The 24791-nt window shown below is 72.5% G+C and carries 19 protein-coding genes; 13 read left to right on the top strand and 6 right to left on the bottom strand.

The features are described from left to right. Positions 1-108 precede the first annotated feature (108 nt). Entirely contained in the window at positions 109-807 is a 699-nt protein-coding gene (locus tag AB4039_RS05705) for an ATP-binding protein (protein WP_376679091.1), read from the bottom strand. Next, complete coding sequence (locus tag AB4039_RS05700) at positions 804-1724, bottom strand: hypothetical protein (protein ID WP_442270150.1); 921 nt, start codon at positions 1722-1724, stop codon at positions 804-806. Before AB4039_RS05700 ends, AB4039_RS05705 begins: the two co-directional genes overlap by 4 nt. A gap of 568 nt (positions 1725-2292) precedes the next feature. On the opposite strand from AB4039_RS05700, the gene AB4039_RS05695 reads away from it, so the two are divergent. The 3 genes from AB4039_RS05695 (at position 2293) to AB4039_RS05685 (ending at position 4374) form a co-directional block, all read left to right on the top strand. Beyond that, a complete protein-coding gene (locus AB4039_RS05695) occupies positions 2293-2544 on the top strand; it encodes a helix-turn-helix domain-containing protein (RefSeq protein WP_442270149.1) in 252 nt (83 codons plus the stop codon). 141 nt (positions 2545-2685) lie between these two features. Continuing rightward, entirely contained in the window at positions 2686-3057 is a 372-nt protein-coding gene (locus AB4039_RS05690) for a helix-turn-helix transcriptional regulator (protein WP_442270148.1), read from the top strand. Positions 3058-3243: 186 nt separating this feature from the next. Further along, positions 3244-4374, top strand: a complete 1131-nt coding sequence (locus AB4039_RS05685; RefSeq protein WP_442270147.1) for a tyrosine-type recombinase/integrase — start codon at positions 3244-3246, stop codon at positions 4372-4374. On the opposite strand, the gene AB4039_RS05680 is transcribed toward AB4039_RS05685, so the two are convergent. The 3 genes from AB4039_RS05680 to AB4039_RS05670 form a co-directional block, all read right to left on the bottom strand. After that, complete coding sequence (locus tag AB4039_RS05680) at positions 4359-4946, bottom strand: hypothetical protein (protein WP_442270146.1); 588 nt, start codon at positions 4944-4946, stop codon at positions 4359-4361. The two genes, AB4039_RS05685 and AB4039_RS05680, sit on opposite strands and share 16 nt — an antisense overlap. A 177-nt stretch (positions 4947-5123) precedes the next feature. Further along, on the bottom strand, positions 5124-5654 hold the full coding sequence (locus AB4039_RS05675) for an SMI1/KNR4 family protein (protein WP_442270145.1): 531 nt from the start codon (positions 5652-5654) through the stop codon (positions 5124-5126). Positions 5655-5981: 327 nt separating this feature from the next. Next, positions 5982-7142: a magnesium and cobalt transport protein CorA gene (locus AB4039_RS05670; protein ID WP_442270144.1), complete on the bottom strand. Its 1161-nt coding sequence runs from the start codon at positions 7140-7142 to the stop codon at positions 5982-5984. A gap of 194 nt (positions 7143-7336) precedes the next feature. On the opposite strand from AB4039_RS05670, the gene AB4039_RS05665 reads away from it, so the two are divergent. The 10 genes from AB4039_RS05665 (at position 7337) to AB4039_RS05620 (ending at position 23779) form a co-directional block, all read left to right on the top strand. Next, positions 7337-8437, top strand: a complete 1101-nt coding sequence (locus AB4039_RS05665) for a winged helix DNA-binding domain-containing protein (protein ID WP_442270143.1) — start codon at positions 7337-7339, stop codon at positions 8435-8437. A 140-nt stretch (positions 8438-8577) separates the two neighbouring features. Further along, positions 8578-10119, top strand: a complete 1542-nt coding sequence (locus AB4039_RS05660) for an AMP-binding protein (RefSeq protein ID WP_442270142.1) — start codon at positions 8578-8580, stop codon at positions 10117-10119. Between the two features lie 329 nt (positions 10120-10448). Then, entirely contained in the window at positions 10449-12431 is a 1983-nt protein-coding gene (locus AB4039_RS05655) for a hypothetical protein (protein WP_442270141.1), read from the top strand. 27 nt (positions 12432-12458) lie between these two features. Continuing rightward, on the top strand, positions 12459-13646 hold the full coding sequence (locus AB4039_RS05650; protein WP_442270140.1) for a hypothetical protein: 1188 nt from the start codon (positions 12459-12461) through the stop codon (positions 13644-13646). Next, positions 13643-16195: a hypothetical protein gene (locus AB4039_RS05645; RefSeq protein WP_442270139.1), complete on the top strand. Its 2553-nt coding sequence runs from the start codon at positions 13643-13645 to the stop codon at positions 16193-16195. The genes AB4039_RS05650 and AB4039_RS05645 overlap by 4 nt, the downstream gene beginning before the upstream one ends. Then, positions 16192-17526: a hypothetical protein gene (locus AB4039_RS05640; protein WP_442270138.1), complete on the top strand. Its 1335-nt coding sequence runs from the start codon at positions 16192-16194 to the stop codon at positions 17524-17526. Before AB4039_RS05645 ends, AB4039_RS05640 begins: the two co-directional genes overlap by 4 nt. Further along, entirely contained in the window at positions 17523-19106 is a 1584-nt protein-coding gene (locus AB4039_RS05635) for a vWA domain-containing protein (protein ID WP_442270137.1), read from the top strand. Before AB4039_RS05640 ends, AB4039_RS05635 begins: the two co-directional genes overlap by 4 nt. Beyond that, a complete protein-coding gene (locus AB4039_RS05630; protein WP_266843569.1) occupies positions 19103-19762 on the top strand; it encodes a 4Fe-4S single cluster domain-containing protein in 660 nt (219 codons plus the stop codon). Before AB4039_RS05635 ends, AB4039_RS05630 begins: the two co-directional genes overlap by 4 nt. Then, positions 19752-21119 carry a hypothetical protein gene (locus AB4039_RS05625; RefSeq protein ID WP_266843571.1) on the top strand — a complete coding sequence of 456 codons (1368 nt, stop codon included), beginning with the start codon at positions 19752-19754 and terminating at the stop codon, positions 21117-21119. The genes AB4039_RS05630 and AB4039_RS05625 overlap by 11 nt, the downstream gene beginning before the upstream one ends. After that, complete coding sequence (locus tag AB4039_RS05620) at positions 21116-23779, top strand: AAA family ATPase (protein ID WP_442270136.1); 2664 nt, start codon at positions 21116-21118, stop codon at positions 23777-23779. Before AB4039_RS05625 ends, AB4039_RS05620 begins: the two co-directional genes overlap by 4 nt. Here AB4039_RS05620 and AB4039_RS05615 read toward each other — a convergent pair. Next, entirely contained in the window at positions 23769-24716 is a 948-nt protein-coding gene (locus tag AB4039_RS05615; RefSeq protein WP_266843575.1) for a hypothetical protein, read from the bottom strand. The two genes, AB4039_RS05620 and AB4039_RS05615, sit on opposite strands and share 11 nt — an antisense overlap. Between the last annotated feature and the right edge of the window lie 75 nt (positions 24717-24791).

Genomic DNA, 24791 nt, shown 5'->3' with positions numbered 1-24791 from the left:
ATCGAGACGGGACCGGGGTGGGGCAGAGATGGGGACGGTCCCCGAATGGCTCGGTCAGCGGTTCGGTCCCCTCGATGACGGGACCGAGCTGGGTGGGGACCGTGGTGGTCAGGAGCCTGACGGCTGGGCGCGTCGGCGGTCCGAGCCGGTGAGGATGACGCGGGTGGTCATCTCTGCCAGGCGGGAGGCGACTCGGTCCCCGACTGCGTTGCGGAGTTCCGCTATCGGCAGGTTGGTGGTGATCAGGGTCGGGAGCATTTCGGTGTAGCGGCGGTTGATCAGCCGGTACGTCAGCTCCTCGGTCCACTCGGACTGCTTGGCAGCGCCGAGGTCGTCCAGGATCAGCAGCGGGCACCGGCCGAGCTCCTGGATCTCCCGCTCGGGGTCGTGGTGGGGACGGGGCCGGAGCTGGGCGTAGAGGTCGGCGGAGGTGACTGCCTGCCAGCGCAGACGGACTCCGGCGGCCAGCAATGAGCGGACGGCTCCGTAGGCCTGATGGGTCTTCCCGATGCCCGTGGGCCCGGCGATCAGCAGCGAGGGGCCGTAGGCGATGCCCCGGGTACCGGCCGGCCCGTTCCGCCCGGCGCCGGTGACCGCCTCCACCCAGCCCATGACTTCGGGTTGGGTGGCGAGTGCCTCGCGGTAGCGGGGCGGGATGCGGCGGTCGGCGAGTTCCAGGGCGGTCACGGGCTCCACGGTGGGCCCGGCGGGGGCGGCGTCGGGGTCGATGCCCTTGGCGGCGAGGATGGCATGGAGACGGGCTGCCAGGGCGCCAGCACGCTGGGGTTCGCGGGTCGCGGTGGTCACAGCTGGCCTCCGTAAGCGGCTTCGGCGTCACCGGGGTTGGTGTACGGCTGAGGGGCCCTGCGGGCGCCAGCAGTGGCCTGGGGCGGGTTCATGGCCTCGTTGACCAGGCTGGGCAGCAGGCTCGGGTAGAGGCTCTTGAGGCGCATGCGGTCGACCCCGGCTCGGATGTGGTCCGGGTCGATGCCTTCGTGCAGCAACTTGCTGATCTCCCGGCCGACATGGCCCAGGACCCTCTCCGGAGGGCGCTTCCCGCACGCGGCGGCGTACTCGGCGACCAGTTGCTGGGCCGTTGCGGTCTGGGGTGTGGTGGGGGCGCTCGCGCCTCCCAACGGAGATCCTAGATCCATGATCCTAGGTCCTAGATCCGGACCGTGAGGGCTCGGCGCAGGCTCCCGCACCTCCCCCTGATGCTGCACGGAGGGCTCACTGAATCCGTCCTGACCTGYGGATACGGGGATCATCGAAGCGGCATGAGGTGCGGGTGCGAGCTCCGGGACGGTTGCCTGATGGGGCAGGGACGCCTCACGGAGCCCTCCCTGCGCCAGCGGTGAAGTCAGGGGTACCCGGCCGCCGTCGTGGTAGGGGCAGTTCGGGTGCCGGACACCGCTGGGGCGGTTGACCTTCTGGTGCTTGGAGAAGGTCACGATGTGCAGGTACCGCTTGCCGTCCTCGCCCTCGTACCGGCAGATGAGTTCATTGCCGGCGAGTTGGGTGAGGTCGTCCTCGACCTCGATCGGGCCATGTTCGGGGCGCAGGGACCACAAGAGGCCCGCGATGACGGCGGACTGGTCACGGAACCGGCCGTGGTCGTCGGCCTGGGTGAGCAGACCGAAGAACGTCCGCTCCGCGGTGATGCTGACGGCGGCCAGCGATTCGGAGCTGAAGGCTTCCGGCTTGATGGTGCGGATGCGTGCCATGCCTATCGCCCCGCCTTCGCCTGCTGCGGGGACGGCGACGCCGGGGTGGGCGCGGGTGTGCGGACGGCTGCTTCGGCCGTACTGTTGGGCATAGACGTTCCTCAGATCCGTTCAGGAGTGGGCGGTTTGGACAAGGGGCTCCCATCGGCTCTCGGCGCTGCAACGCCGGGAGCCGATTCCTTTGTCAGGGGTGCTTGGCCAAGACAGCCACACCCAGCCCGCGCAAGTCCAGCGAATCCGCACTCGAAAAGCGTCAGAGCGCATCGCTGATCGCGAACGTCTTCACAGTAAGGGCGAATCCCCGGTTGACCCAAAAGTCGACGGCCTAGGGAGAGCGGCGAAGATCGCACCCCGAAAGCCATTGACCGGGGTAGGCGAGGCGATCTATGTTTCCGCCGCCCGGAGCAACTGATGGTGAGCGTACCTCTGTGGTCCGAGATGGGTCGTAGTTCCGCAATGGCTGTCTATGCGGGAATCGCCAGTTCGTTCTCCGCGAAACGGGCCCCAAAGTCCCATGTCTGGGCTTCCGCGATTACGAGAACCCGGGAACCCGAGCTACAACAGACGCATGCCCCGAAGAGCTACGGAAATCGGTCCCGCCGGAGAACGGACCGCCGGCGCCATCGAGCGCCTGCGCACCTCGCGCGGATTCGCCCAGCGCGAGCTCGCTGCCCGTGTCACCGAGCTCGGCCACCCCATGACCAACACCATGCTGTCCCGCATCGAACGCACCCGCCGACGCTGCGACGTGGATGACCTCATCGCCATTGCGGCCGCCCTTGGTGTCTCCCCACTCGCCTTGCTCCAGCCCGCGACGTAGGGGTCCGGGGTGGGTGCGCTGTGACGCCGCCCCGGCTTATACCCGACGATCCCCGGTCAGCCAAACCGGGGATTCTCCAGACCATAGAAGTAGTCCGCTCCACCTGCCTGACAGCAAGCGGGGGCGGGCTCGTCATGCCCGATGTCCGTCGCCGCAGGTTGCCGACGGAAGACCCCGAAGGTTCGATACGTGCGAAGTGTTGCTTGTGACAGTGAATTGCTGGCGAATGCCCCTATGCCTCCCCGTTTGTCGCCGCTGGGGAAGGGGTTTCTGAACGTCCGTGAAGCTGCCGAATACCTGGGGCTGTCGCCCTGCACCCTTTACGTGTGGCGGCACCGTCGCCAAGGTCCGCCGAGTTTTCGGATGGGGCGGAGCGGACGTGTGATGTACCGGATCGAAACGCTTGACGAGTGGATCCGGGAACAGGAGCAGGCAGACTCCCGCAGTAATACCTCCCTAAGCCCGGTGAATGCCGTCACGCAGCGCCGCGCCGGGTATCCGGCCACGACCTGACCGATCTACCCGACCTTACCGCCCGCCCTACGCCCAACCCTTACCCTGAGGAATTCTTTGGCTGGCTATATCGAAGACCGTTGGATCAAAAAGAAGAAGGATCCCGTCACCGGGAAGCGTGAGCGTACGACCCGTTACGGCAAGGGGTCCCGATATCGTGTCGCTGGAATCCCGGGCGTCCGGGACATGTCGTTCGACGTGCTGGAGGACGCCAAGGGGTGGCTCCGACGGTCCGGCACCGACAGCAAACGAGGCGAGTTCGTCGACCCGCGCGACGGCTCCATCACCTTGACGGACTTCGTCACGCGCCACTGGCGTGCCGGCGTTCGCGGTGCGCCCGGCACGGTCAAGCGAGTTGACGAGCGTGTACGACTCCACATCCTTCCGCACCTCGGTGCGGTGGCGCTGCGCGACGTGTCGGCGACCGTCCTGCGCGGCTACATAGCCACGCTCGAAGGCGAGTGCTCTCCGCGGTACGCCCGGCAGATCCTCACCTCGCTGTCGAACATCTTCGAGACCGCGATCGACGACAAGCGCCTTGTTCGCAACCCGATGCGGGCCAAGACGGTGCGTTGGCCGAAGGCCCCCGACGAGGATCGTGACGCGTGGCCGCTGGCAACGGCACAGAGGGTGCGGGACGTGATCAATCCTCGCTACCGGATCGCGGTTGTCGTCGCGCTGGGGTGTGGGCTGCGCCAGGGAGAGGTGTTCGGGCTGTCGCCGAGGGACATCGACTTCGAACGCGGTGTCATCCGGGTGCGCAGGCAGGTGCAACTCCTCTCCGGACGCCTCTACTTCGCCCTGCCCAAGGGTGGCAAGACGCGCATCGTCGACATGCCCCGGTCGGTGGCCACGGAACTGGCCGCGTACTTCCTCGACCATCCGGCGGTCGACGTCGAGCTCCCCTGGGGCGGACCGGAGCCCCACCGGGAGAAGCAGAGCTTCCCGCTCGTCCTCACGACGACGTACGGCAACGCCATCCGCGCCAACATCTTCAACGACGAGGCCTGGAAGCCGGCCCTCGCTGCGGCCGGAGTCATTCCCGTACGGGAGAGGGGCGCGCGGTGGAAGGCTTCGCGCAAGGACGGCTTCCACGTACTCCGGCACACTTACGCCTCGGTCCTCCTCGAAGCGGGCGAGTCCATCGTCACGCTCGCCCGGTGGCTCGGTCACTCAAGCCCGACCATCACCCTCGACCACTACGCCCACCTCATGCCGGAGGCTGGCGGCAGGGGACGCGCAGCCATCGACGCACTGCTCGGCACGGTGCCCGAGTACGTACCTGAGGGCCTCGTCTCCTCTCAGGGCAGCATCTGAGAGTCCGTACCGACGGCGGTCGCCTGCGCCCGGCAATGTTCCAGTCCAGCCGTCACCTCCGCCTGGTCCGGGCCGTCCTCGGTCGCCAGGAGTTCCCCGGCCGTAACCATGGCCGCCCAGAACTCAGGAGGTGATGAGCCCCGTCCGTTCCGGAACCGCGTTTTCGCGAAGAACAGGAAGATCTTTGTGAGTTCCCCGCTACGAAACCACGCGAGAAGGCCGCCGGGATAGCCCCCGCGGGCGCCGGCGGCGGTCCCCAACAGGTCGCGGATCCGTTCGCCGTGAGCGTCCAGCACCCGGTCCACGACGAACACGTGCCCAAAGGCTAGAACCGAGGCGACGAGGTCCTCCTCACCCACCACGAACTCCTCGAAGAGGGGCCGAGCCTCGCGGATTCGGGCTTCGGCGTCCGTTCGGGGCACTCCCAGGGCCAGACACACAGCCAGCGCGGAGGCGCCCCAGTCGCCGGTACGCGCGGCCAGGTCGGCGAAGACCTCCTCATCGTCCCGTCCGGTGGCCAGCATTTCGAGGGCCTCCAGGACCAGCTCGTCCTCGCCTTCCCCATGATTCATGGCCAGAGGCTACAGCGGTGCTCGAACGCGACAGAGGGGCGTGGTGACTTGAGTGAGCGGCTCGCATCCCCCTGCCGTGGGGACCGTGCCGAAGCGGCGAGTTCGGCGGTGATCACTCGCGTCCGATCGAGGTTTGTCCAGTGATTCCGGCCGGTCGTGCAGGTGACGACGCTGGGTTCAGCGGCAGAGCTCCATGATGGTGTCGTCGAAGTCGGGGAACTCCTGGGCCGCCAGCTCGATCACGGCTGCCGCCGACCGGCGCTGGTGCGGTGCGAATCCTTCGGCGATGGCTGTCAACTCAGGGTTGGGGTGCGCCTTCCAGTCGGGCTCGTACGAAGTTGCGGCTTCCCAGGGGCCGAAGCCGTCGGCAAGTAGCCACAGGAAGTCGCCCAGGTCGCGGGCGACGACACCGGTCTCGCCCTCGGAGCCGAGGAAGACCACGGGCTGCTCGGCCAGTGGCCGGCTCGGGCGGATGAGCCAGATCGTCGCGTACCCGCCCGTGCCGTCCTGTCCGAACACGCGGAAGTCGTTGCCGTCCAGTTCGCTGTTCCCGGTCCACGCCTGGAACCAGTCGGTGGTCTCGGCAGCGGAGAGGAAGGCCGGGAAGGGTTCGAAGTCGACCCCGGTCTTCCCGTCGGCATAGTCGAATCGAACGGCCATCGCAGTAGCGAGCGCGGCGGGGAACTGGCGGTCATCGGTGGGCTTCACGGAGACAGGCTAGACAGGGGGTCGGACATCGACGTCCTACGGGCAAGGTTGTTGGACGACTGCCGGTTTGTAGTCGTCGGGGGAGACAGGACAGACCTGGTCGCGACAACGGGTGGCACAGCATCTGCTGTGCCACCCGTTGTCGCTACCCTCCGCAACCGCGTGCCGTCGAAGGTGGTCGGCGGTGCGGGAGGGCCAGCCCCAAGGTGCGGGGGAGCGCCCGGCATGGGCGGGCTGCGGATTCTCCCCAGATTCTCCCCAGGGGCCCTGTGGGCCGCCCTCAGGTGTTCGCAGGAGCTAAGTTGATCAACGGCTCTGATGTGCTGGCTACAGCCAGTCGCGCTTCTTGAAGATGACGTACAGGCTTACGCAGACGACCGCCATCAGCAGGATTGCGAAGGGATAGCCGCCTGCCCACTTCAGCTCGGGCATCGTCTCGAAGTTCATGCCGTAGATGGTTCCCACGAGTGTGGGTGCAAACAAGATTGCGGCCCACGAGGAGATCTTCTTGATCTCCTCGTTCTGTTCGAAGCCGGCTTCGGCCAGGGCTCGCATTTCGGCGTTCTGTTGTTGGGAGACGAGGGTGGCGTTGACCGTGAGGATTTCGGTGAGGGCCTGGCGGAAGCCGTCGACGCGTTCGCTGGTGTGGGTGACGTGGTCCGCCACGTCGCGGAGGTAGCGCTGGAGTTCCTCGTCCGTGCCGTACTTGGCGAAGCCGGCCATCAGGGCGTTGAGCATGCCGACCAGGGGGCGGGTGGCTCGCTGGAACTCGACCATTTCGCGGGAGAGTTCGTAGATGCGGCGGGAGACCTCCGGGTCACCGCGGAAGACCTCGGTCTCGATCTCGTCCATGTCGTTCTGGACGCCCGCGACGACCGGGGCGTAGCCGTCGACCACGGCGTCGAGGATGGCGTAGAGCGCGGCCTCCGGGCCCAGGGAGAGGAGGTCCGGGGTCTCCTCCATGCGGCGGCGGACCGCCGAGAGGTCGGGGGCGGCGCCGTGGCGGACCGTGATCAGGAAGTCCGGGCCGACGAAGACGTGGAGTTCCCCGAAGTCGACCTCCTCCGGGGCGTCCAGGTAGCGGGCCGCGCGCAGGACCACGAAGAGGGTGTGGCCGTAGCGCTCCAGCTTGGGGCGCTGGTGGGCCTCCATGGCGTCCTCGACCGCGAGGGGGTGGAGGTTGAACTCGGCCGCCAGGGAGTGGAGTTCGGATTCCGTCGGGCGGTGCAGGCCGATCCACGCCATGCCGCCGTGCTGCTCGCGCAGCTGTCGGAAGGTGTCCGCGAGGGTGGCGGGGGAGGCGACCCGGCGGCCGTCGCGGTAGACCGCGGAGTCGATCACGCTGCGGTGGTCCGCGGGGACGGGGGTGGCTGTGCCCGCCGGGCCGGATGCGGCCGGCGGGGTCGGGGAGGAGGAGCCGGACGGGCGCAGCCACCCCGAGCGCTTCGCGGACAGGGAGGAGGGGCGGCGGTCTGGGCGCTCCGACATCGCAGGTCAGCTCCCGGTCGAACGGGTGGGGTGTTTACGGGCAAAGGGCAGGATATAGGGCGGGGAGGGGGGGAGGGGAGGTGAGCGGCGTGGTGAGAGGGGTGGTGAGAGGGGTGGTGAGGGGAGTGGTGAGGGGGCGTGTGCGGGTGGGATTGCGGACAAGGGATGTCCGCAAGGGGGGCTAGCGTGGGCGTATGGCTTCCGCGACGAACCCCGTACTCGGCATACGCGCACTGAACCGTGCCACGCTCGCCCGCCAGCTGCTGCTGAGCCGCGCCGAGATGTCCGCGCGGGACGCCGTCGCGCACCTCATCGGACTCCAGGCCCAGAACGTGAAGCCGCCCTACTACCAGCTGCACGCCCGCCTCGCCGGTTTCGGGCCCGAGCGGCTGGCCGGGCTCATGGAGTCCCGGGAGGTGGTCCGGATGGTCACCATGCGCTCCACCATCCACACGCACACCGCCCACGACGCCCTCACCCTGCGCCCGCTCGTCCAGGCGGCCCGCGACCGCGAGGTGGGCCACTTCCGCAAGGGCCTCGCCGGCGTGGACCTCGACCGGCTCGGCGCGCGCGCCAGGGCCTTCGTCGAGGAGGAGCCGCGCACCATGGGGGAGATCCGCGAGGAGCTGCTCCGGGAGTGGCCCGCGGCCGACCCCCAGTCGCTGTCCGTCGCCGCCCGCTGTCTGCTCCCGCTCGTGCAGGTCACCCCCCGCGGGGTGTGGGGGCGCAGCGGTCGGGTGCGGCTGACCACCGTCGAGCGGTGGCTGGGCAGGGACGTCGACGAGGTGTCGGCGCAGGCGGTCGACGACGCGGTGCTGCGCTACCTCGGTGCCTTCGGGCCCGCCTCCGTCAAGGACATGCAGACCTGGGCCGGTCTCACCCGCCTGCGCGCGGCCTTCGAGCGGCTCCGGCCCCGGCTGCTCGTCTTCCGCGACGAGAACGGGGTCGAGCTCTTCGACCTGCCCGACGCGCCCCGCCCCGACGCCGACGCCCCGGCGCCGCCCCGCTTCCTCCCCGAGTTCGACAACCTGCTGCTCTCCCACGCCGACCGTTCCCGCGTCGTCGCCCCCGAGCACAAGGGCCGCACCTGGACCGGGAGCCAGGCCCACCCCACCCTGCTCGTCGACGGGTTCCTCGCCGGGCTGTGGCGGACGGAGGGCGAGGGGCTGGTCGTGGAGCTGTTCGGGACGCATCCCCGGGGCGTCGAGGAGGAGATCGTCGCCGAGGGGGAGGCGCTGCTCGCCGGCATGGGCGGAGGTCGGGGGCCCGTGCGCTTCGGGTCAATCCGCGGCTGACGCCACCCTGGTGGAGCGCCCGTCCGGCACGGCACGATGCCTTCATGATCGGAGTTCGGCGCCACCGACGGCCCCGGCCGTGCGGTGCCGCCCCTCCGTACGGGTGTTCTGGCGATCCGGGATTCAGGAGTGAGTGGGCTATGCGGGTTCCAATGACTGTTGCGGACTTCCTCGACCGGGCCGAGCTGGGGTTCCCGTCCAGTGCCGGGGTGATCGACGAGCCGGACCAGCCCGGCGCGCCGGTGCCCGTGTCGACGTACGGGCGGCTGGGCGAGCGCGTACGGGCCTGGCAGGCGGGCTTCGACGCGCTCGGTGTCGGCGAGGGCGAGAGAGTGGCCGTGGTCAGCCACAACTCGGCCCGGCTGCTGGAGCTGCTGTTCGCGGTGCCGATGAGCGGTCGCGTCTGCGTGCCGGTCAACTTCCGGCTCAAGCCCGAGGAGGTCGCGTACGTGGTGCGGCAGAGCGGGGCCTCGGTCCTGCTCGTCGACCCGGAGCTGGACGGCGTGCTGTCCGGTGTCACGGCGCGCCACCGGTTCGTCCTGGGCGAGCGGACCGAGACCGATCTGATGCGCTTCGGCGTCGAGCCGCGCCCGTGGTCGAAGCCCGACGAGGACGCCACCGCGACGATCAACTACACCTCGGGCACCACCGCCCGCCCCAAGGGGGTGCAGCTGACGCACCGCAACATCTGGGTCAACGGGCTGACCTTCGGCCTGCACACCCGCGTGTGGGAACGCGACGTCTACATGCACACGCTGCCGATGTTCCACTGCAACGGCTGGGGAATGCCCTACGTCATGGCCGGCCTCGGCGTGAAGCAGGTGGTCCTGCGCAAGGTCGACGGCGGCGAGATCCTGCGACGGGTGGAGGAGCACGGCGTCACCCTCATGTGCGGGGCGCCCGCCGTCTGGAACGCGGTCCTCGACGCCGCGGCGACCTGGGAGGGCGAGATCCCGGGCCGTGACCGGGTGCGCATCGTGTGCGCGGGCGCCCCGCCGCCGAGCAGGATGATCCAGCGGATGGACGAGGAGCTGGGCTGGGAGTTCACCCAGATCTACGGCCTGACCGAGACCTCGCCCCTGCTCACCTTCAACCGGGCCCGGCCCGCCGACGCGGAGCTGCCCGCCGAGGAGCGGGCGCGCAAGCTGTCGCGCGCCGGACTGCCGGCGCTCGGGGTCAAGCTCAAGGTCTCCGGGTCCGGTGAGGTCCTGGCGCGCTCGAACGTCGTGCTCGACGGCTACTGGGACAAGCCCGAGGAGACCGCGGCGGCGCTGGAGGACGRCTGGTTCCACACCGGCGACGGCGGCACCGTCGACGAGGCCGACGGGCACCTGACGATCTCCGACCGGAAGAAGGACGTGATCATCACCGGAGGCGAGAACGTGTCGTCGATCGAGGTCGAGGACGTGATCTTCAGCCACCCGGCGGTTGCCGAGGTCGCCGTCATCGGAGTGCCGCACGAGAAGTGGGGCGAGACGATCAAGGCACTCGTCGTCCTCGCCGAGGGGGCCCGGGCGGAGGAGGCCGACATCATCGCCCACTGCAAACAGCGGATCGCCGGCTACAAGGCGCCGACCAGCGTGGAGTTCCGCGAGGCGATCCCGCGCACGGCCACGGGCAAGATCCAGAAGTTCAAGCTCCGCGAGCCCTACTGGTCCGGCCTGGACCGGGAGGTCAACTGACCGGCGGTGGGTCCGGCCGTACGGCCGCGGGCCTGCGGGCCGGGGCCGCTCCATGTTCCGAAACCAAACAGATGACCACTGAGCCGGGGGCTGTGCAAAACACGTCACATTCCTGCTCGGTTGTGCCACCATGATTCCGCTGAACGCTACGTGATCCCGGTTACATGTCGGGCGACAGCCGGGTTTTCGAACACGTACGCGTGAACGTGCTGGCGCTTTGTGCGGCGGGGGGCGGGAGTCGTCGGATGCGGGGGACCCGTATTGATCAAGCATGCCCCGTGTGCGGAACTCCCGAAGAGGGGGACCTGTGCACGGTCTGTCGGTGGCGGATGCGGGGCGACCCGGTCCTCGGGGACCTGACCGAGGAGGCCGCGCGCCGGGCGGCCGACGCCTTGGCGGCCGCCGCGCACGGCTGGGACGTACGGGCGGCAGYGCTGTGCGGGAGCGTGGCGCCCGCCCCGGAAGCGGGCGCCGGAGCGGGCGCCGGAGCGGGCGCCGGAGCGGGCTCGGAAGCGGGCGTCGGAGCGCGCCCGGCAGCGGGTGAGGGCAGCGCCTCCGGGCGGCTCGCGGCGGTGGTCCGGGGAGGGCTGCCGGAGGCCGGTCCGGGCGCGTCGCGGGCACCGGGGGACCAGCCGGCGGGTCCATGGGAGGAAGTGTCGGTTCGCAGGCCGGCGCAATGGCTTGAAATACTCGACGATTTGATCTTCGGGCGGGTCGAGGAACTGCTCTTCGTCGAATTCGACCCCGATCGCGTAAACGTGATCAAGGCGTACCTGGACGAGAGCGGAATACCCCGCCAGAAGGACGCCGGGAGCGTGGACTGGGAGACCCTCGCCCCCGCGCTGGACCCGCACCCGGAAATCCGCCGGTTCCAGCTCGCCGGGGGCATCGGCGAGATATCCCCGGTCGACCGGAGGGATTTCGATGCGGCCGTGCTGCGCCGGCTGACGGCGTCCTTACCACCGCCCCGCGACCGCTCCACGGTGCTGCTGGTGGGCCACCCCGGCTGGACCCTGCTGGACCGCGCCGTCGCCACGCTCCGCCGCAGCCGCCCCCTGCGGGCCGAGCTGCACCGCCGGGACGGGCAGGCGTACGGCACCACGACGACGGACGCCGTGCGGGGGGTCCTGCGTACCGCGCCCCTTCCCGTGGACCACTGCCTGCTGCTGGCCAGCGCCGATCGGCTGACCGGCGCGGTGCACGTCCACCACCACGTGCTCTTCCCCGCGGGCGTCCGGCTCCGTCCCGGGGCGGACGCGACCGCCACCGTCACCGTGCACGGCGGGGCCACCGGCAACACAGCCGTGCTCCTCCCCGTGCTGGCCGGTCCCCCGGCGGGCGGCATCACGGGCCCGACGGTCCTGGGCGTGGGGCGGACCGCCCTCGGGGCCCTGGAACCGGCCCGGCTCACCTTCGTACTGCGCGGCCCCGGGGAGATCGCCCTCGCCGCGACCGGCGACGGCCCGCCACGCCCCCACGAGGGCGGCGGAGCGCAGGCGCCGCCCGCGCCGGGCGGGGCGACACCGGCCCCGACCGCACTGGACGATCCCGACCTGAACCTGACCGCGCTGGTCACCGGCCTGCCGCGGCGGATCGTCCGCCCGCCGCGGCTGGAGGTCTTCTGCACCGTCGAGCTGAGCGGCGCGGACGCGGCCGAGACCGAAGAGCGGCTGGCCTTCGTACGGGACCTCATCGGTTCACTGGCCCGCCACCGCGGTACCGGGAGCGCCCTGCGCGTCGGCGCCGTGGGCCACTACGACCACGCGATCCACGAGAACGGCTACGCCCCCCGGCGCATCCTGCTGATGCCACCGGTCCCGGCCGGGACCCCGCTCGCCGCGCTCGCCGCGCTGGACGCCTGGGAGCCCGCGCGGCGCCGCCAGGACACGGTGTCCTCGCTGGAGGACGCGCTCAGGACTCTGGTGCCGCTCGCCACGGCGTCGCCCCCCGGCGACGAGGCGGTACGACGGGTCGCCCTGATCGTCGCCCGCAGGCCGCCCGCGCCGCCCCGGCAGCACGGCATGGTGCCGTCCTGCCCGCTCGGCGCCGACTGGCGGGCCGAAGTCGACCGGCTGCGTGCCGCCGGAGTCCGCGTGATGACCAGGGCGGACCCGCGCACCGGGCCGACGCCCCCCGACCGGGCACGGGCCGCCGTCGAGCGCTACGGGGCCACGGCGTGGGCCGAGCTGTCCCGCGACGGTTCCTTCCGCCCCGGCGCGGACACCGCCGCCGACGTGGCCGAGGCGCTCAGCCCCACCTGGCAATGGGAGGGTCCGCCCTGCCCGTTGGCCTTCGCAAGCCCCTTGCTGTGACCGACCGCTCCGGCACGAGGAGACCCCATGGCCGAGGAATACTACGACCCGAACGACAGGCCCTCCGGCGGTGCGCCGGCCGACGGCTCCCCGACGCCCCTGGCGGGCGTTCCCCTGAAGCCGGCGCCCCCGCACCCCAACGGGCAGCCGTGGTCCGGGCCCCCCGCCCGGCCCGCGGGGAACCCGTACCAGCAGGACGAGGTCCCCGTCATGGACGGCAACGCGGCTCCGGCACCCATCCCCACCGCGCCGGCCGGCGCGGACGCCACGGACCACGTCCGCATAGGACTGTGGGGCGCGCCGCGCTCCGGCAAGACCAGCTTCCTCGGCGCGCTGCCGATCGCGGCGATGCAGGCCCAGCGGCACGGGCAGGGCAGCTGGCGGATCAGCGGCATGAGCAGGGAGGCCAACAACTTCCTCAACGACAGCGTGACACGGCTATCGACCCGCCGGATCTTCCCGGAGGCGAGCGTGGGCCTGCGCAGCATGAGCTGGTCCGTCCAGGGGGAGGAACCTTCCCCGGGCGGCCTGCGCAGGCGCAGCCGCAGGGCCAGCTTCGTACTGGACATCAACGACGCGGCGGGCGAGGTGTTCCAGGCGAACAACCCGCTGCACGAGGAGATCACCGACCAGCTCGCCCGCGCACAGGGCCTGATCTACCTCTTCGACCCGCTGGGCGACAGGGAGTCGGCGACGGAGAGCTTCAACTTCTTCTACGCGACGCTCAACGAGCTGAACGCCAGGGTCCGGGACAGGCGGGGGCACCACGACAACAGACTCCCGCACCACGTCTCCGTGTGCGTCGCCAAGTTCGACCACCCCGCCCTCTTCGAGCCCGCCATGCGGGCGGGCTGGGTCACCCAGGACTCCGTGGGATCCCGGCTGCCCCGCGTGCCCGCGCACCTCAGCGCCCGCTTCTTCCAGTGGCTGTGCGAGGACTTCCGGGGGGCCACCGCCCGGATGGTGCGCGACGGGCTGGCCACCTTCTTCCACCCCGACCGGATCACCTACTACGCGACCTCGGCCATCGGGTACCGGCTCAACCCACAGCACATCTTCGACTACAACAACTACGCCAACGTGGAGGAGGTCGAGGGCCGCCCCCGGATCTGCACCTCCCCCGAGCCCATCAACGTCCTGGAGCCGCTGATCGACCTGGAGCGCAGGATCCACGCCAAGCCGGGCCTCTTCGGAACGAAGCGGAGCGGTCAGTGAGCGACGGTCCCGAAACCCACCGGCTGTCCGCCGACTGGTCGGTGGTGGGCAAGTACCCCGGGCAGACCATGGGGTACGAGGTCCTTGGCGGCAGCCTGCCGTCCGACCGGGCCGAGCGCTACTACTGGGGCGCGGCCACCGGCACCCCCGACGACCGGGAGGCCGACGGCGGACTGCCCTGGCGGGTGTTCCTCAGCGGCGTGCCCGGTGAGAGCCGCTCCGCCTGCACCCTGGTCGAGACGACCTGGGACGGCAGCGCCGACGGCACCGGCGCCCCCTGCTACACCTGGCGCCTGCTCGTCGTGGACTGGATCCCCGCGAGCACCGCCCGGCTGACGTGGACCGCACTGGACCGGGCCGCCCCCCGTACGCAGCCGGACCCGGCGGAGACCGCCGTGGCCGTCGACGCCGCCCGGACCACGGCCGGCGAACTCGCCGACGCCGTCGACCGGCTGGGCTTCGACTGGGCGGCCGGGATCGCGGCCCTGCTGCTGGAAGGCCGGCAGGTGGCGGTCGTGCCGGCCCCCGGTGCCCGGCTTCCCGACACCGACGACCGGGTGCTGATCCTCGACGCCGTCTGCTCGCTCCTGCCGTACGGATGCCGCGCCTGGCTGAGCGCGGCCACCTGGACCGGCCAGTCCGAGCACCGTCTGATGCTGGTCTTCGCGACCGCCGCGCGGACCGGCCAGGCCGAAGCCCGCCTGGGCGCGGGCGCCGCGGGCGGCACCCCGCCGGAGCCGCAGACCGCCGTGGGGCGCGAGTACCTGAACGAGCTGCTGCGGCTCCGGGCCCGGCGGGAGTCCACCGCCGAACTCGTCGCGCACCTCCTGGGCGCCGGCGACGCCATCTCCTCCCAGGACCCGAAGGCCGCCCTGCGGGCGCTGCGCGAGGCGGACCTGCTGGACAGCGTGCTCACGGAGATCGGCCAGGGCGGCGGTGAACTCGCCGACGTGACGCGGGTGCTGGACACGTACGGGCCGAACGGCCTGACCGAGCGGCAGCTGGGACTGCTCCTGCCCTTCCTCGCCCGCCACGCGCCGGGGGAGGTGCTGCTGCGGTACTGGAGCCCACTGACCCCGCGGCTGCTCGCCGAGGACGTCCTGGCCGCACGGGCGTCGCAGGCCACCTTCACCCGTGCCACGGACTACCTGAGGACGCTGCGCGGCCTGGAGGCGTACCACCCGGGCGCGTTCGAGGAACTGTTCACGGCCATGGCGACGGCGCCGGACCAGGAGCCCGGCTGGGTGGCCGCGCTCGTCTACCGGACGGAGCACGAGCTCGGGCACACCTCGGAAGCCGCCGACCGGGTACTGATCGGCTCGCGCGAGGTGCGGGACGCGTGGCTGCGCACGCTCCTGAAGGACCGCAGCCACGACCTCTCGCCGCTCCGCCGGATCGTCCGGTCGGCCCTGCGGGACGGGGGGAACGCCCCTGCCGGATGGCTGCGGTTCGCCGCGGTGCTCACCGGTGACCTACGGGCCGGGCAGGTGGTGGAAGCCGACGTCGGCGAGTTCACCGACGCAGGTGAGGACGCCTGGTGGATCGCGCTGGACGCCGCCGCACGCAACGGCACGCCGGCCGTGGTGGGCCTCATGTGGCCGCGCCTGCGCGAGGTCGCGCTGAGGACGGCCCCGCAGCTGCTGCTCACGGAGCTGAACAGGGTCGCCGTGCCGGGTGCGCCCGGACTCGACCCTCAGGTGGCCGCCGACGCGGACCTGCTGTGCGCGATCGCCGGCGCCACCGTGCACGACGGCCGCCGGCCGGTCCCGACGATGCCCCGGCTCCGGGAGCTCACCGCCCCCGGCGCCGCCCGGCCCTACGCGTCCGCCGTGATCCAGCGGATCGATGCCGATCCCGACCTGAAGAGGCTCGCGGTCGAGGCGCTGCTGGGCGACACGCCCGACCCCGCCTCGTGGACCGTGCTGACCCAGCTGATGAAGCAACGCCCCAGCACCGAGGAGGTCGTCTGCGACAGCCTGGAACGGCGGCTCGCCGAGGACCCGGGCCTGTGGATCGACGTACTGCCCGAGGAGCTGGTGACGGCCTTCGGCCGCCGGCAGCGGCTGGGCTGGCTGCGTCCCGTCTGGAAGCTGCGCAAGGCCGCCCTCGCCGGTGAGGACCTCGGGGAACTGGCCAGGGTCATCGTCGACGCCTGTCCCGACCGGAACTTCTCCCCGCCGCTGCTGGTCGAGCTCGTTCCCCTGCTGTACAGCCGGGGAGCCCAGGCCGTGTACGAGCTCGGGTGCGAGCTGGACCGGCGGGCGCCCGGACTGGGCCTGGCCCTGTACCGGGAACTCGGGCGGAGCGAGTGGGCCCGGGACCTGTGCGAGCAGCTGCGCCGATTCAGCTACGCGGAGATGGAACGCCACCACCAGATCCTCAGCCGGCTGGGCGCCCCCCGCCGGGGCACCCCTCAGCCTCCGCCCTCTCGGCCCTCTCCGCCCCCTCAGGCAGCGCCGGAGTACCACGAGCCCGATCCGTGGCAGCCGTCGTCGCAGGAGAGGAAGAGGGGAAAGCTGCGCGACCGGCTCCCCTGGGGGAAACCATGACCGCCGCGGCCGTCGCCGTCGACGCGGGCTCCCGCTTCACGCGCATCGCCGTGCTCGGCGCCGACGGTGCCCCGGAACTGGTCCGGCTGCCCGGCTCGGTACCCGGCGAGGGCGTGCCCGTACCGCGGGAGGCGGGCGCCCGCCGCGACGCCGCTCTGCGGACCGCCTACGGGGAGTACTGCGGGAGCCACGGAATCCCCGACCGGGTGGTGCTGGTCGTACGGGAGCAGGACCGCGCCGGGGCCGCGGAGCGGGCGGCCGACGCGCTGAGCGCCGTCCACGGCACGCGCCCGGCACCGCGGATCCGGGTGCTGGGCACGCCGCACGCGGTGCTGGCGCTGCTCCGGCACGCGGGCGCGCCGCCGTCGGCGCGGTACGCCGTCTGCGAGCTCGGCGCGAGCGCGGCGGAGGTGTCGGTGTGCGTACCGGTCTCCGGCACCGTGGCCGTCACCGGCCGGGCGTGGCACGCTCCCGCCGACGGCTACGGAGCCGGACTCGACCGGGCGCTGCTCGCCGCCGTCGGGCTGGTGGACGACGCCGCGGGACTGCGGGCGCTGGCCGCGGCCCGGGGAGAGACGGGGGCCGCGGAGCGGCTCGACATCGCCCTGCGACGCGCGGACAGCCATCGCGGCCGGTACGAGGACACGGCGGTCCACCGGGTCGACGGGCGGGAGATCACCGCGGGCGTGGTCCGCCAGGCCCTCGGACGGCTCACGGAAGGATTCGACCGGGTGCTCGACGAGGCCCTGGGCGGTGCGCCGGCCCCGCCGGTGATCGCGGTGGGCGGCGCGGCCCGGTTCGGCCCGCTGGTCGGGCACCTCGCCGCCCGACACGGGCCGCTCGTGGCCCTGCCCGGCGACACCGACCCCGCCCTCGCCGCCGTCTTCGGCGCCGCGCTGGTCGCCGCCGGCCGGGCCGACCCGGGCGACCGCTACCCGCACGCCGTCTGCGTGGGCACCCACCGCGTCGTCGGCGGCTCTCCGCGGTCGCAGGAGCTGGTGATCAGCCCCGCCGGAGTGCTGGAACCCGGCGGCGCCACCGTCTTCGCCGAGACCGGCGGACACCGCGTCCCGGTGGCCACGGGGACAGCGTCCCCCGCCGCTCCCGCGCCGCCCGTACGGGTGCGGGTGCGTGACGCCCAGGGCGAGCGCGCCGAGGCCGTGGGCACCCTGACCCTCCCCGCGGGAGGCGAGGGCGACCGCTTCCACGTGGGAGTGCGCATCGCCGTCGACGGTACGGCCCATCTCGTGCTGCACCCGCTGGGCTCCGCGGCGCCCGGCGAATTCCCCCTCGGCACCCTGCCGACCGACCTCAAGGGAGCAGGTCCGTGAAGCACCCCACCCCGCCACGGGCACCCCGGTTCGCGCGCGTCGCGCGGGGAGCGGCCGCTCTGGTGACCGCCGTCCTGCTGGCCGCCCCGCCGGCGACCGCACGGGCGACGACCACCGACCCGGCCCCCTCCCGCGCGGAGGTCTACCAGGCCCTCGGGCTGAACGACCAGCCCGCCGACTACGTCGTCCTCGTCGACACCTCCGGATCGATGAACCAGGACGGCCGCTACGACACGGTCCGCTCGACCCTCGGCAGCTTCCTGAACGGCATGTCACCCAAGGACCACGTCGCGCTCTTCACCTTCGACTCCCGTCCGCAGCCGCGCTACATCGGCTCGGCCGGCGACAGCGCCGCGATCACGTCCAAGCTGCCCGCCGCACCCGACCCCGCCGGGGACACCGACATCGGCGCGGCGCTCGACGCGGCACTGACCGAACTGGAACGCGACCACGCCTCGGCGGTCGCCTCCGTGGTGCTGCTCACCGACGGCGAGCACCACCCCGCCGCCGGCTCCGGCTACCCCGGTTCCACCGGTCCCGCCTGGACCGCGCTGCGCGGGCGGGCGCAGGCCCTCGTCCAACGCACCGAACTGGCCGGTTACGCGCTGCCGCTGGGCAACGGAGCGACGGGCGCGGGCCTGCTGGGCGACGTCGTGAAGAACACCACCGTCCTGCGCCCCGAGAGCATCCAGGACCTCGGCTCGTACCTGGCCCGGGCCGGGGAACGCACCCAGATCCGCAAGGCGCAGCTGCTGCTGGCCGGGGACGTCGGCCAGGGGGTGACCGCGCAGTGGCAGGACGCCGGGCGCAGCGATCTCACGGACGGGTCGGCGACCGCGGAACTCACGCTCCGCTCGACCTCCCGGCACGTCCCCCTGACGGTCACCGGCGCGAGCGCCTCGGTCGGCGACCCGTCCGTCACGCTGGACGGGCTGCCGGGGCAACTGACCCTCCAGCCGGGCGAGTCCAGGTCCTTCGACGTACGGCTGAGGGGCCGGCTGTCGGCAGGTCCCCTGCCGTACCGCCGGGTGAAGGACGCCGACACCACGCTGAAGCTGTCCGGCCGGGTGACCTCCCCGTGGGAGCAGGCCCTCGCCCCGGACGTACGGCTGAACGTTCCCCAGCAGGTACGCGTCACGCGGGCGGCGGTGCCGCTGCGGGCCACGGTGGGGTCGGCGGTCTTCCTGCCCGGCGTGCTGGGCGGTGCCGCGCTGGTACTGCTGGCCGGCTGGCTGTACTGGCGCAGGATCCACCGGCCGCCCCTGCGGGGCGAGCTGCTGCTGACCCGGGTGTTCGGTGACGCGTTCACCGACCGCGTCGTGCTGAGCGGCCGCGCGGTGACGCTTCGTCCCCCGTCGGTCGGCGGCCGGGGCCGCGTCCGCGGCCGGCGCCGGTCGACCGACACCGGCCCCAGGATCGACCTGCTGATCCGCTACACGCCGGACGGCTCCACCGCCCGGGAGAGCACCGCGACCTGTCTCCCCGACCGGGACGTCGTCGTCAACGGGGTGTCGTTCACCTACGTGTCCGGGCGGGTCGCGTACGGCCCGTCCGACACCTTCACCGGCAGGCCGCGATGAACGCCGCCACCCCGACGCTGAACGTCGCCGCGACCCGGGTCGGGACGGAGGCGCTGGGGCCGGGCCTGCGGTCGGTGCTCTGGGTGCAGGGATGCCCCTTCCGCTGCGCCGGCTGCATGTCGCCCGACTGGATACCCGAGCGGCCGGCCCGGCGGGCCGAACCGGCGGCCCTGGCAGCCGAGTTGCTGAGCGATCCGCGGGTGGACGGCCTGACCTTCTCGGGCGGTGAGCCGATGCTTCAGGCGGCCGGACTCGCCGAGGTGGCACGGCTGGCCCGGGAGGACCGCGAGGTCTCCGTGATCTGTTTCACCGGCTACCGGCTCGAACGGCTCCGTGCCGCGCCGCCGTCCCCGGGGGTTGCCGCACTGCTGTCCGCGGTCGACGTACTGATCGACGGCCGGTACGTGGCGGCGCTGGACGACGGCCGCGGACTGCGCGGCAGCGCCAACCAGCGGATCCACCACCTCACCCGGCGGCTGGCGGACTGCGGGTACGACTTCGCCCGCCGCCCCAGGACAGCCGAGATCGCCATCAGCGGCCCGGAGGCCCTGCTCGTCGGCGTACCGCCGGCCGGGCTGCTGGCCGCCTTCGACGCCGCCGTCGACTCCGTCCGAGCCGACACGCCCACCGGAAGGGAACTGCCCCATGAGCGGTAGGAAGCGCATCCAGGTCGACGAGTCCGAGTGGTACCGCCTCCAGCGCAACGCGCAGAAGCTGAAGGACGTGCAGCGCAATCTGCCCCGGCTGATCGACGACGTCCGCAAGCAGACCCGCGCCGACATCGACCGCACCTTCGCCAGGGTCGAGGAGCGCCAGCGCCGGCACGAGGAAGTGGTGCGCGGCCTCAGCGCGCAGACCCGGCAGCTGGAGGCCGACACCTCGCGACGGCTCCAGGAGCAGGCCCGGGACCTGCACCGGACCCTCGACGAGACCGCGGGCCGCATCCAGGAGGAGTCCCGACGGCAGCTGGCCGCACACCAGGAGGCCGTACGCCGGGAGATCGCCGCGGAGCGCGCCGAACGCCGTGCCGAGACGGCCCGGCTGTCCGGGGAGATCGACGTGATGAAGCAGGACCGGGCACGGGCCGAGGAGACCGTCCGCTCCTGGCTCTCCGACAGCAGGGCCATGGCCGGTCTGATCGAGGGGTCGCTGCCCCACGAGCGCCACGCCCCCGGAGAACTGGACCGGCTGACGCGACGGCTGACCACCGCCGAGCAGAACACGGCGGGCGGCCGCTTCGACGCGGCCCTCGCCGTGGCGCAGGAGACGTACCACTCGCTCAGCGAACTGCGGCTGGAGATCGAGCAGCGCGAGCTGGACCGCTCCTGGGCCCAGACCGCCGCCGTGGAGGCCCTGGTGCGGATCGAGAAGCTGATCGAGGGCAACCGGGAACGCCCCGTCCTCGGTCCGGACGGCCAACCCCTGGCCGGGTACACGCTCGACGTCGCCTACTGGTCGGCCGGGGAACTCGACGAGCTGGGCCGGGAGACGGAGCGGGCCCTGTCGCGGGCCCGCGACGACGGGACCGACACCGGCGAACTGCACGCGCTGCGGGAGCGGGCGCCGGAGCTCGAAGGCGCACTGGGAGACATCGTGGAACGGGCCGGCATGCGCCAGCTGGCCTCGCAGATCCGGGTGAACCTCGCCGACGCCGTCGCCCGGACCCTCAGTGACTACGCCTACTACGACCTCGTCGACGGAGAGTACGAGGACGCCGACCCCCGGGGCGCCTACTACGCCAAGCTCCGCCACGACAACGGCAACGAGATCGTCCTGGACATCTCGCAGGCCGTCCAGGACGACGGGGAATGCGTCATCCGGGTGCACTCCTACGACCACGACACCACCGCCGAGGCCGATCTCACCGCCCGGGCCCGGGCGATCGGACAGGGGCTGGCGGCGGAGGGCCTGCGGGTGTCGGAGCCGGTGGGCGAGAAGGGCGACCCGGACCCGCTGCTGCGCGACATCGAACGACACCGCACCCGGCAGCAGCCCCGGCCCGGGACGGCATGACCGGCGCCGCGACGCCGCCCGCGGCCGGGCCGGGCGTCCCGCCGCCCCCGCCCGGGCCGGCCGTGGAACGGTTCCCGGCCTCCGTGCTGCACGGCGGTGAACCGTTCGCAGTCCTCTACGGTCCCGGCGTGGACGACGTCTTCGTCGACGGCACCCACCAGGTGCGCACCCTGGAGGAAACCTTGTGGCGGCTGCTGCGCGCCGAGGGCTACGAGCGGATCGTCTTCAGTTCCCTCCAGGATCCCGTCTACTTCCGCGACCACGCCTCCCGGGGCCTGTCCCGCAGCGCTGCCGCGCCGCGCCGGGCGCCGCGCACCATGCGCCACTCGCAGCTCAAGGGCCCGCTCGGCGGCATGCTGGTGTCCGGCCTCGGCCCGAGCGGTGACCCCGGGGAACAGCGGGAGGCCCCGGCGGGCGGCGGCGCGGGCGGCACCGGGCCCGCACCGTCGGCGATGGGCATCTCCGATCCGTTCGGGGTGATGACCCTCACCGCACACCTGCGCCGGCGCGAGCACCGGACCGCGGTGGTGTTCCCGTACGCCGAGGAGGTCCTGCGCCACCACGGTGCGGCACGGCAGCTGGCGCACGCCATGGCGGACTGGGCCCAGCAGAGCGACGGCCGCAACCTGTGGGTGCTCGTCTTCCGCAGGCCGACCCTGGACGCCGTGGCCCGGTTCGTCGCGGAGCAGGGCGGCTTCCCCCTGCTGGAGACCTTCGTGCGCCAGCAGTCGCAGACCCCGGGACGTCCCGGCACGGCCTGGATCGGGTACCCGCAGGGAGCCGAGCTGGAACGGCTGATCCACGCGACGCGGCTGCGGGAAGGGCTGCGGATCGGCGACTGGCGGGAACTGGCCCCGATCGTGCGGGCGATGGCGGGCCAGCCCTGCAAGACCCGGACCTGGCGGGCCCGTCTGGCACAACTGGCCGCTGTGGACGCCCCGTTGGACGGGGACGCGGTCCGGGGCTGGATCGACGGCGCCGACACCGACCCCCGCACCGCCTGGGAACGGCTGTCCGCCATGCCGGGGCTGGACGCGGTCAAGGAGCACTTCCGTCACCTGCGGGCCGAGGTGGAGGCCACCACGGCCCTCCGGGCCGCCGGCCACGCCGCCGAGGCCGACCTCCCGTCCCTCCACCTGGTGTTCGCCGGCAACCCCGGGACCGGGAAGACCACCGTGGCCCGGCTGGTCGGGGAGATGTACCGCGATCTGGGCCTGCTGAGCCGGGGACACGTCGTCGAGGCACGGGTACGGGACCTCGTCGCGGGATACGTCGGCCAGACGGCCGGCCTGACCGACGAGACGGTGGACCGGGCGCTGGACGGGGTGCTCTTCATCGACGAGGCGTACGGACTCAGCGACCAGCTCGACGGGTTCGGGGGCGAGTCGATCCGGGCGCTCCTCAGCCGCATGGAGAACGACCGCGGCCGTCTGGCCGTCGTGGCGGCCGGATACCGGGAGAAGATGGAGGAGTTCCTGGACTCCGACACGGGTCTGAGGAGCCGGTTCCCGGCCGTCCTGGACTTCACGGACTATCCCCCCGATACCCTGCTCGCCATCCTCCTGGGGCGGCTCACCCGGCGGGGCGTGGGTCTGAGCCCCGACGCCGAGGAGCAGCTGGCGCGGATCGTCGACGGGATGCACCGGACCAAGGACGCGTCCTTCGGCAACGCGCGGGACATGCGGACCCTCGCGGACGGCATCTACACGCGGTGGGCCGCCCGCGTCCGCCGCGGCGTCCACGAGCCGGTCACGCCCGAGGACATCCCGGAGGCCCACCGGACCCACCTGGCCCCGCCGGCCCCCGACCCCGTGGCCCTGCTGGCGGAACTCGACCGCTACGTCGGACTGGGCCCGGTCAGGGAACACCTCACGCAGCTGGCCAACCGGCTGCGGCTGCGCCAGGCCAAGGGGGGAGGCGGGTTCGCGGCGCCGCACCTGCTGTTCACCGGGCCGCCGGGGACGGGGAAGACCACGGTGGCCCGGCTGGTCGGCAGGATGTTCCGGGACCTCGGCCTGCTGCGCAAGGGGCACGTGCTGGAGGTCACCCGCGCCGAACTCGTGGGCGTCCACATCGGGGAGACCGCCCCCAAGGTACAGAAGGCCGTGCGGGACGCGCTGGACGGCGTCCTGTTCCTCGACGAGGCCTACAGCCTGGCCCGCGACACCTCGTACGGGGGCTACGGAGCCGAGGCCATCGACACCCTGACCCGGGAGATGGAGCACTGGCGGGGCCGTCTGGTCGTGATCGCCGCGGGCTACCCGCGGGAGATGGCGGAGTTCCTCGACTCCAACTCCGGGCTGAAGTCCCGGTTCACGGAACCGATCCCGTTCCCCCCGTACTCCACCGCCGACCTGGTGGAGATCCTGCGCCGGTCGGCCGCCGCCGAGGGCTACGCCCTCGGGGCGGGCGTGGCGGACCGGGCCGCGCTCTGGCTGGAGCGCAAGCGCGCGGCCGATCCGGCCGGCTTCGGCAACGCCCGCACGGTCCGCGGGCTGCTGGAGGACATGGAAGGCGCGATGGCGGCCCGGTTCGCGGTGCACGGCTGGCCGCGGGGACCCGGTTCCGGCCCCGGCCCCGGCCCCGGCCCCGTCGTCCCGCTGGAGTTCGAACCGGCGGACGTCCCGGACCCGGCGGCGGGCGGCCCGGTCACCGGATGACCGAACGCCCTTGCGCGTCCTGGGAGTCACGTGCTTCCAGGACGCGGCCCAGCGCCCGGTCCGCCTCCCCGAGCCGCCGCTCGATGTCCGCCACGGCGGCCGCCACCTGCTCCAGCGAAGCCGCCTCCGGCCCGGCTCCACCGGATCCCGCCGGGACGAGGAGGGCCCGCGCGAGGTCACGGTTGGCCTCGGCGTAGAGCCTCAACGACACCAGCTGCGCGCCCCGTTCGGCCCGGACCCGCTCCAGGAGCTCCTGCCCGGACGCGAGCGCCGCGGCGCCCTCGTCCCGCTCGCGCTCCTCGGCCGCCAGCGCGCTCTGCACCGCCGCGGCCCGTTCGAGCACCTGCCTGGTCTGCGGACCCAGGGCGGCCAGCTGGTCGTCCGAGAGGCGGATCAGCGCGTCGCCGCTCGTGCGCAGCGCGTCGTCGACCCCGGCGTCCCGGCCGCGCAGCGCGGCCAGCCGCTCCCCGATGACCTGCTGCTGCTCCCGCAGCGCGTCCAGCGCGGCGACCAGCCGTTCCAGCCGGCGCAGTTCGTCCACCTGGTGGCGCAGCTCCCCGTGCTGCTCCAGCCGGGTGCGCAGAGCCTCCTGCGTCGCCACGAGCTTCTCCAGCTCGGCCCGTTCCTGCGCGACGCGCTCGGTCACCTCGGCGAGCCGCCGCACCAGCCCGTCCGTACCGCCGCCCACCCGGTCCCCGGGCATCGCGGCGGCCAGCAGCGCGGGCAGCGCTCCCTCCAGTTCGCGGCCGTGCTCCAGTGCGTCGTCCAACGCGTACAGGGCCCCGAGCGCGCGGGCGCCGCCGGCGTCGGCGCCCACCCGGCACACCGCCGCCGCGGCCCACCGGAAGGCGCAGCCCAGCACGTGCAGAGCGGCTTCCACGTCGTCGACGCCGGTGGCGTCCAGCGTGTCGGCTATCTCTCGTCTGGCGTCGTCCATGGCGATCACGGTATCGCCGTGAACGCGCCCGCGACCGGCACTTGCGCGACTACTCTTCCCGGAGCGGTCCGCAGC

The sequence above is a fragment of the Streptomyces sp. M-16 genome (assembly GCF_052114405.1).
GTDB lineage: Bacteria > Actinomycetota > Actinomycetes > Streptomycetales > Streptomycetaceae > Streptomyces.
This window is presented reverse-complemented; position numbering and strand designations above follow the sequence as displayed.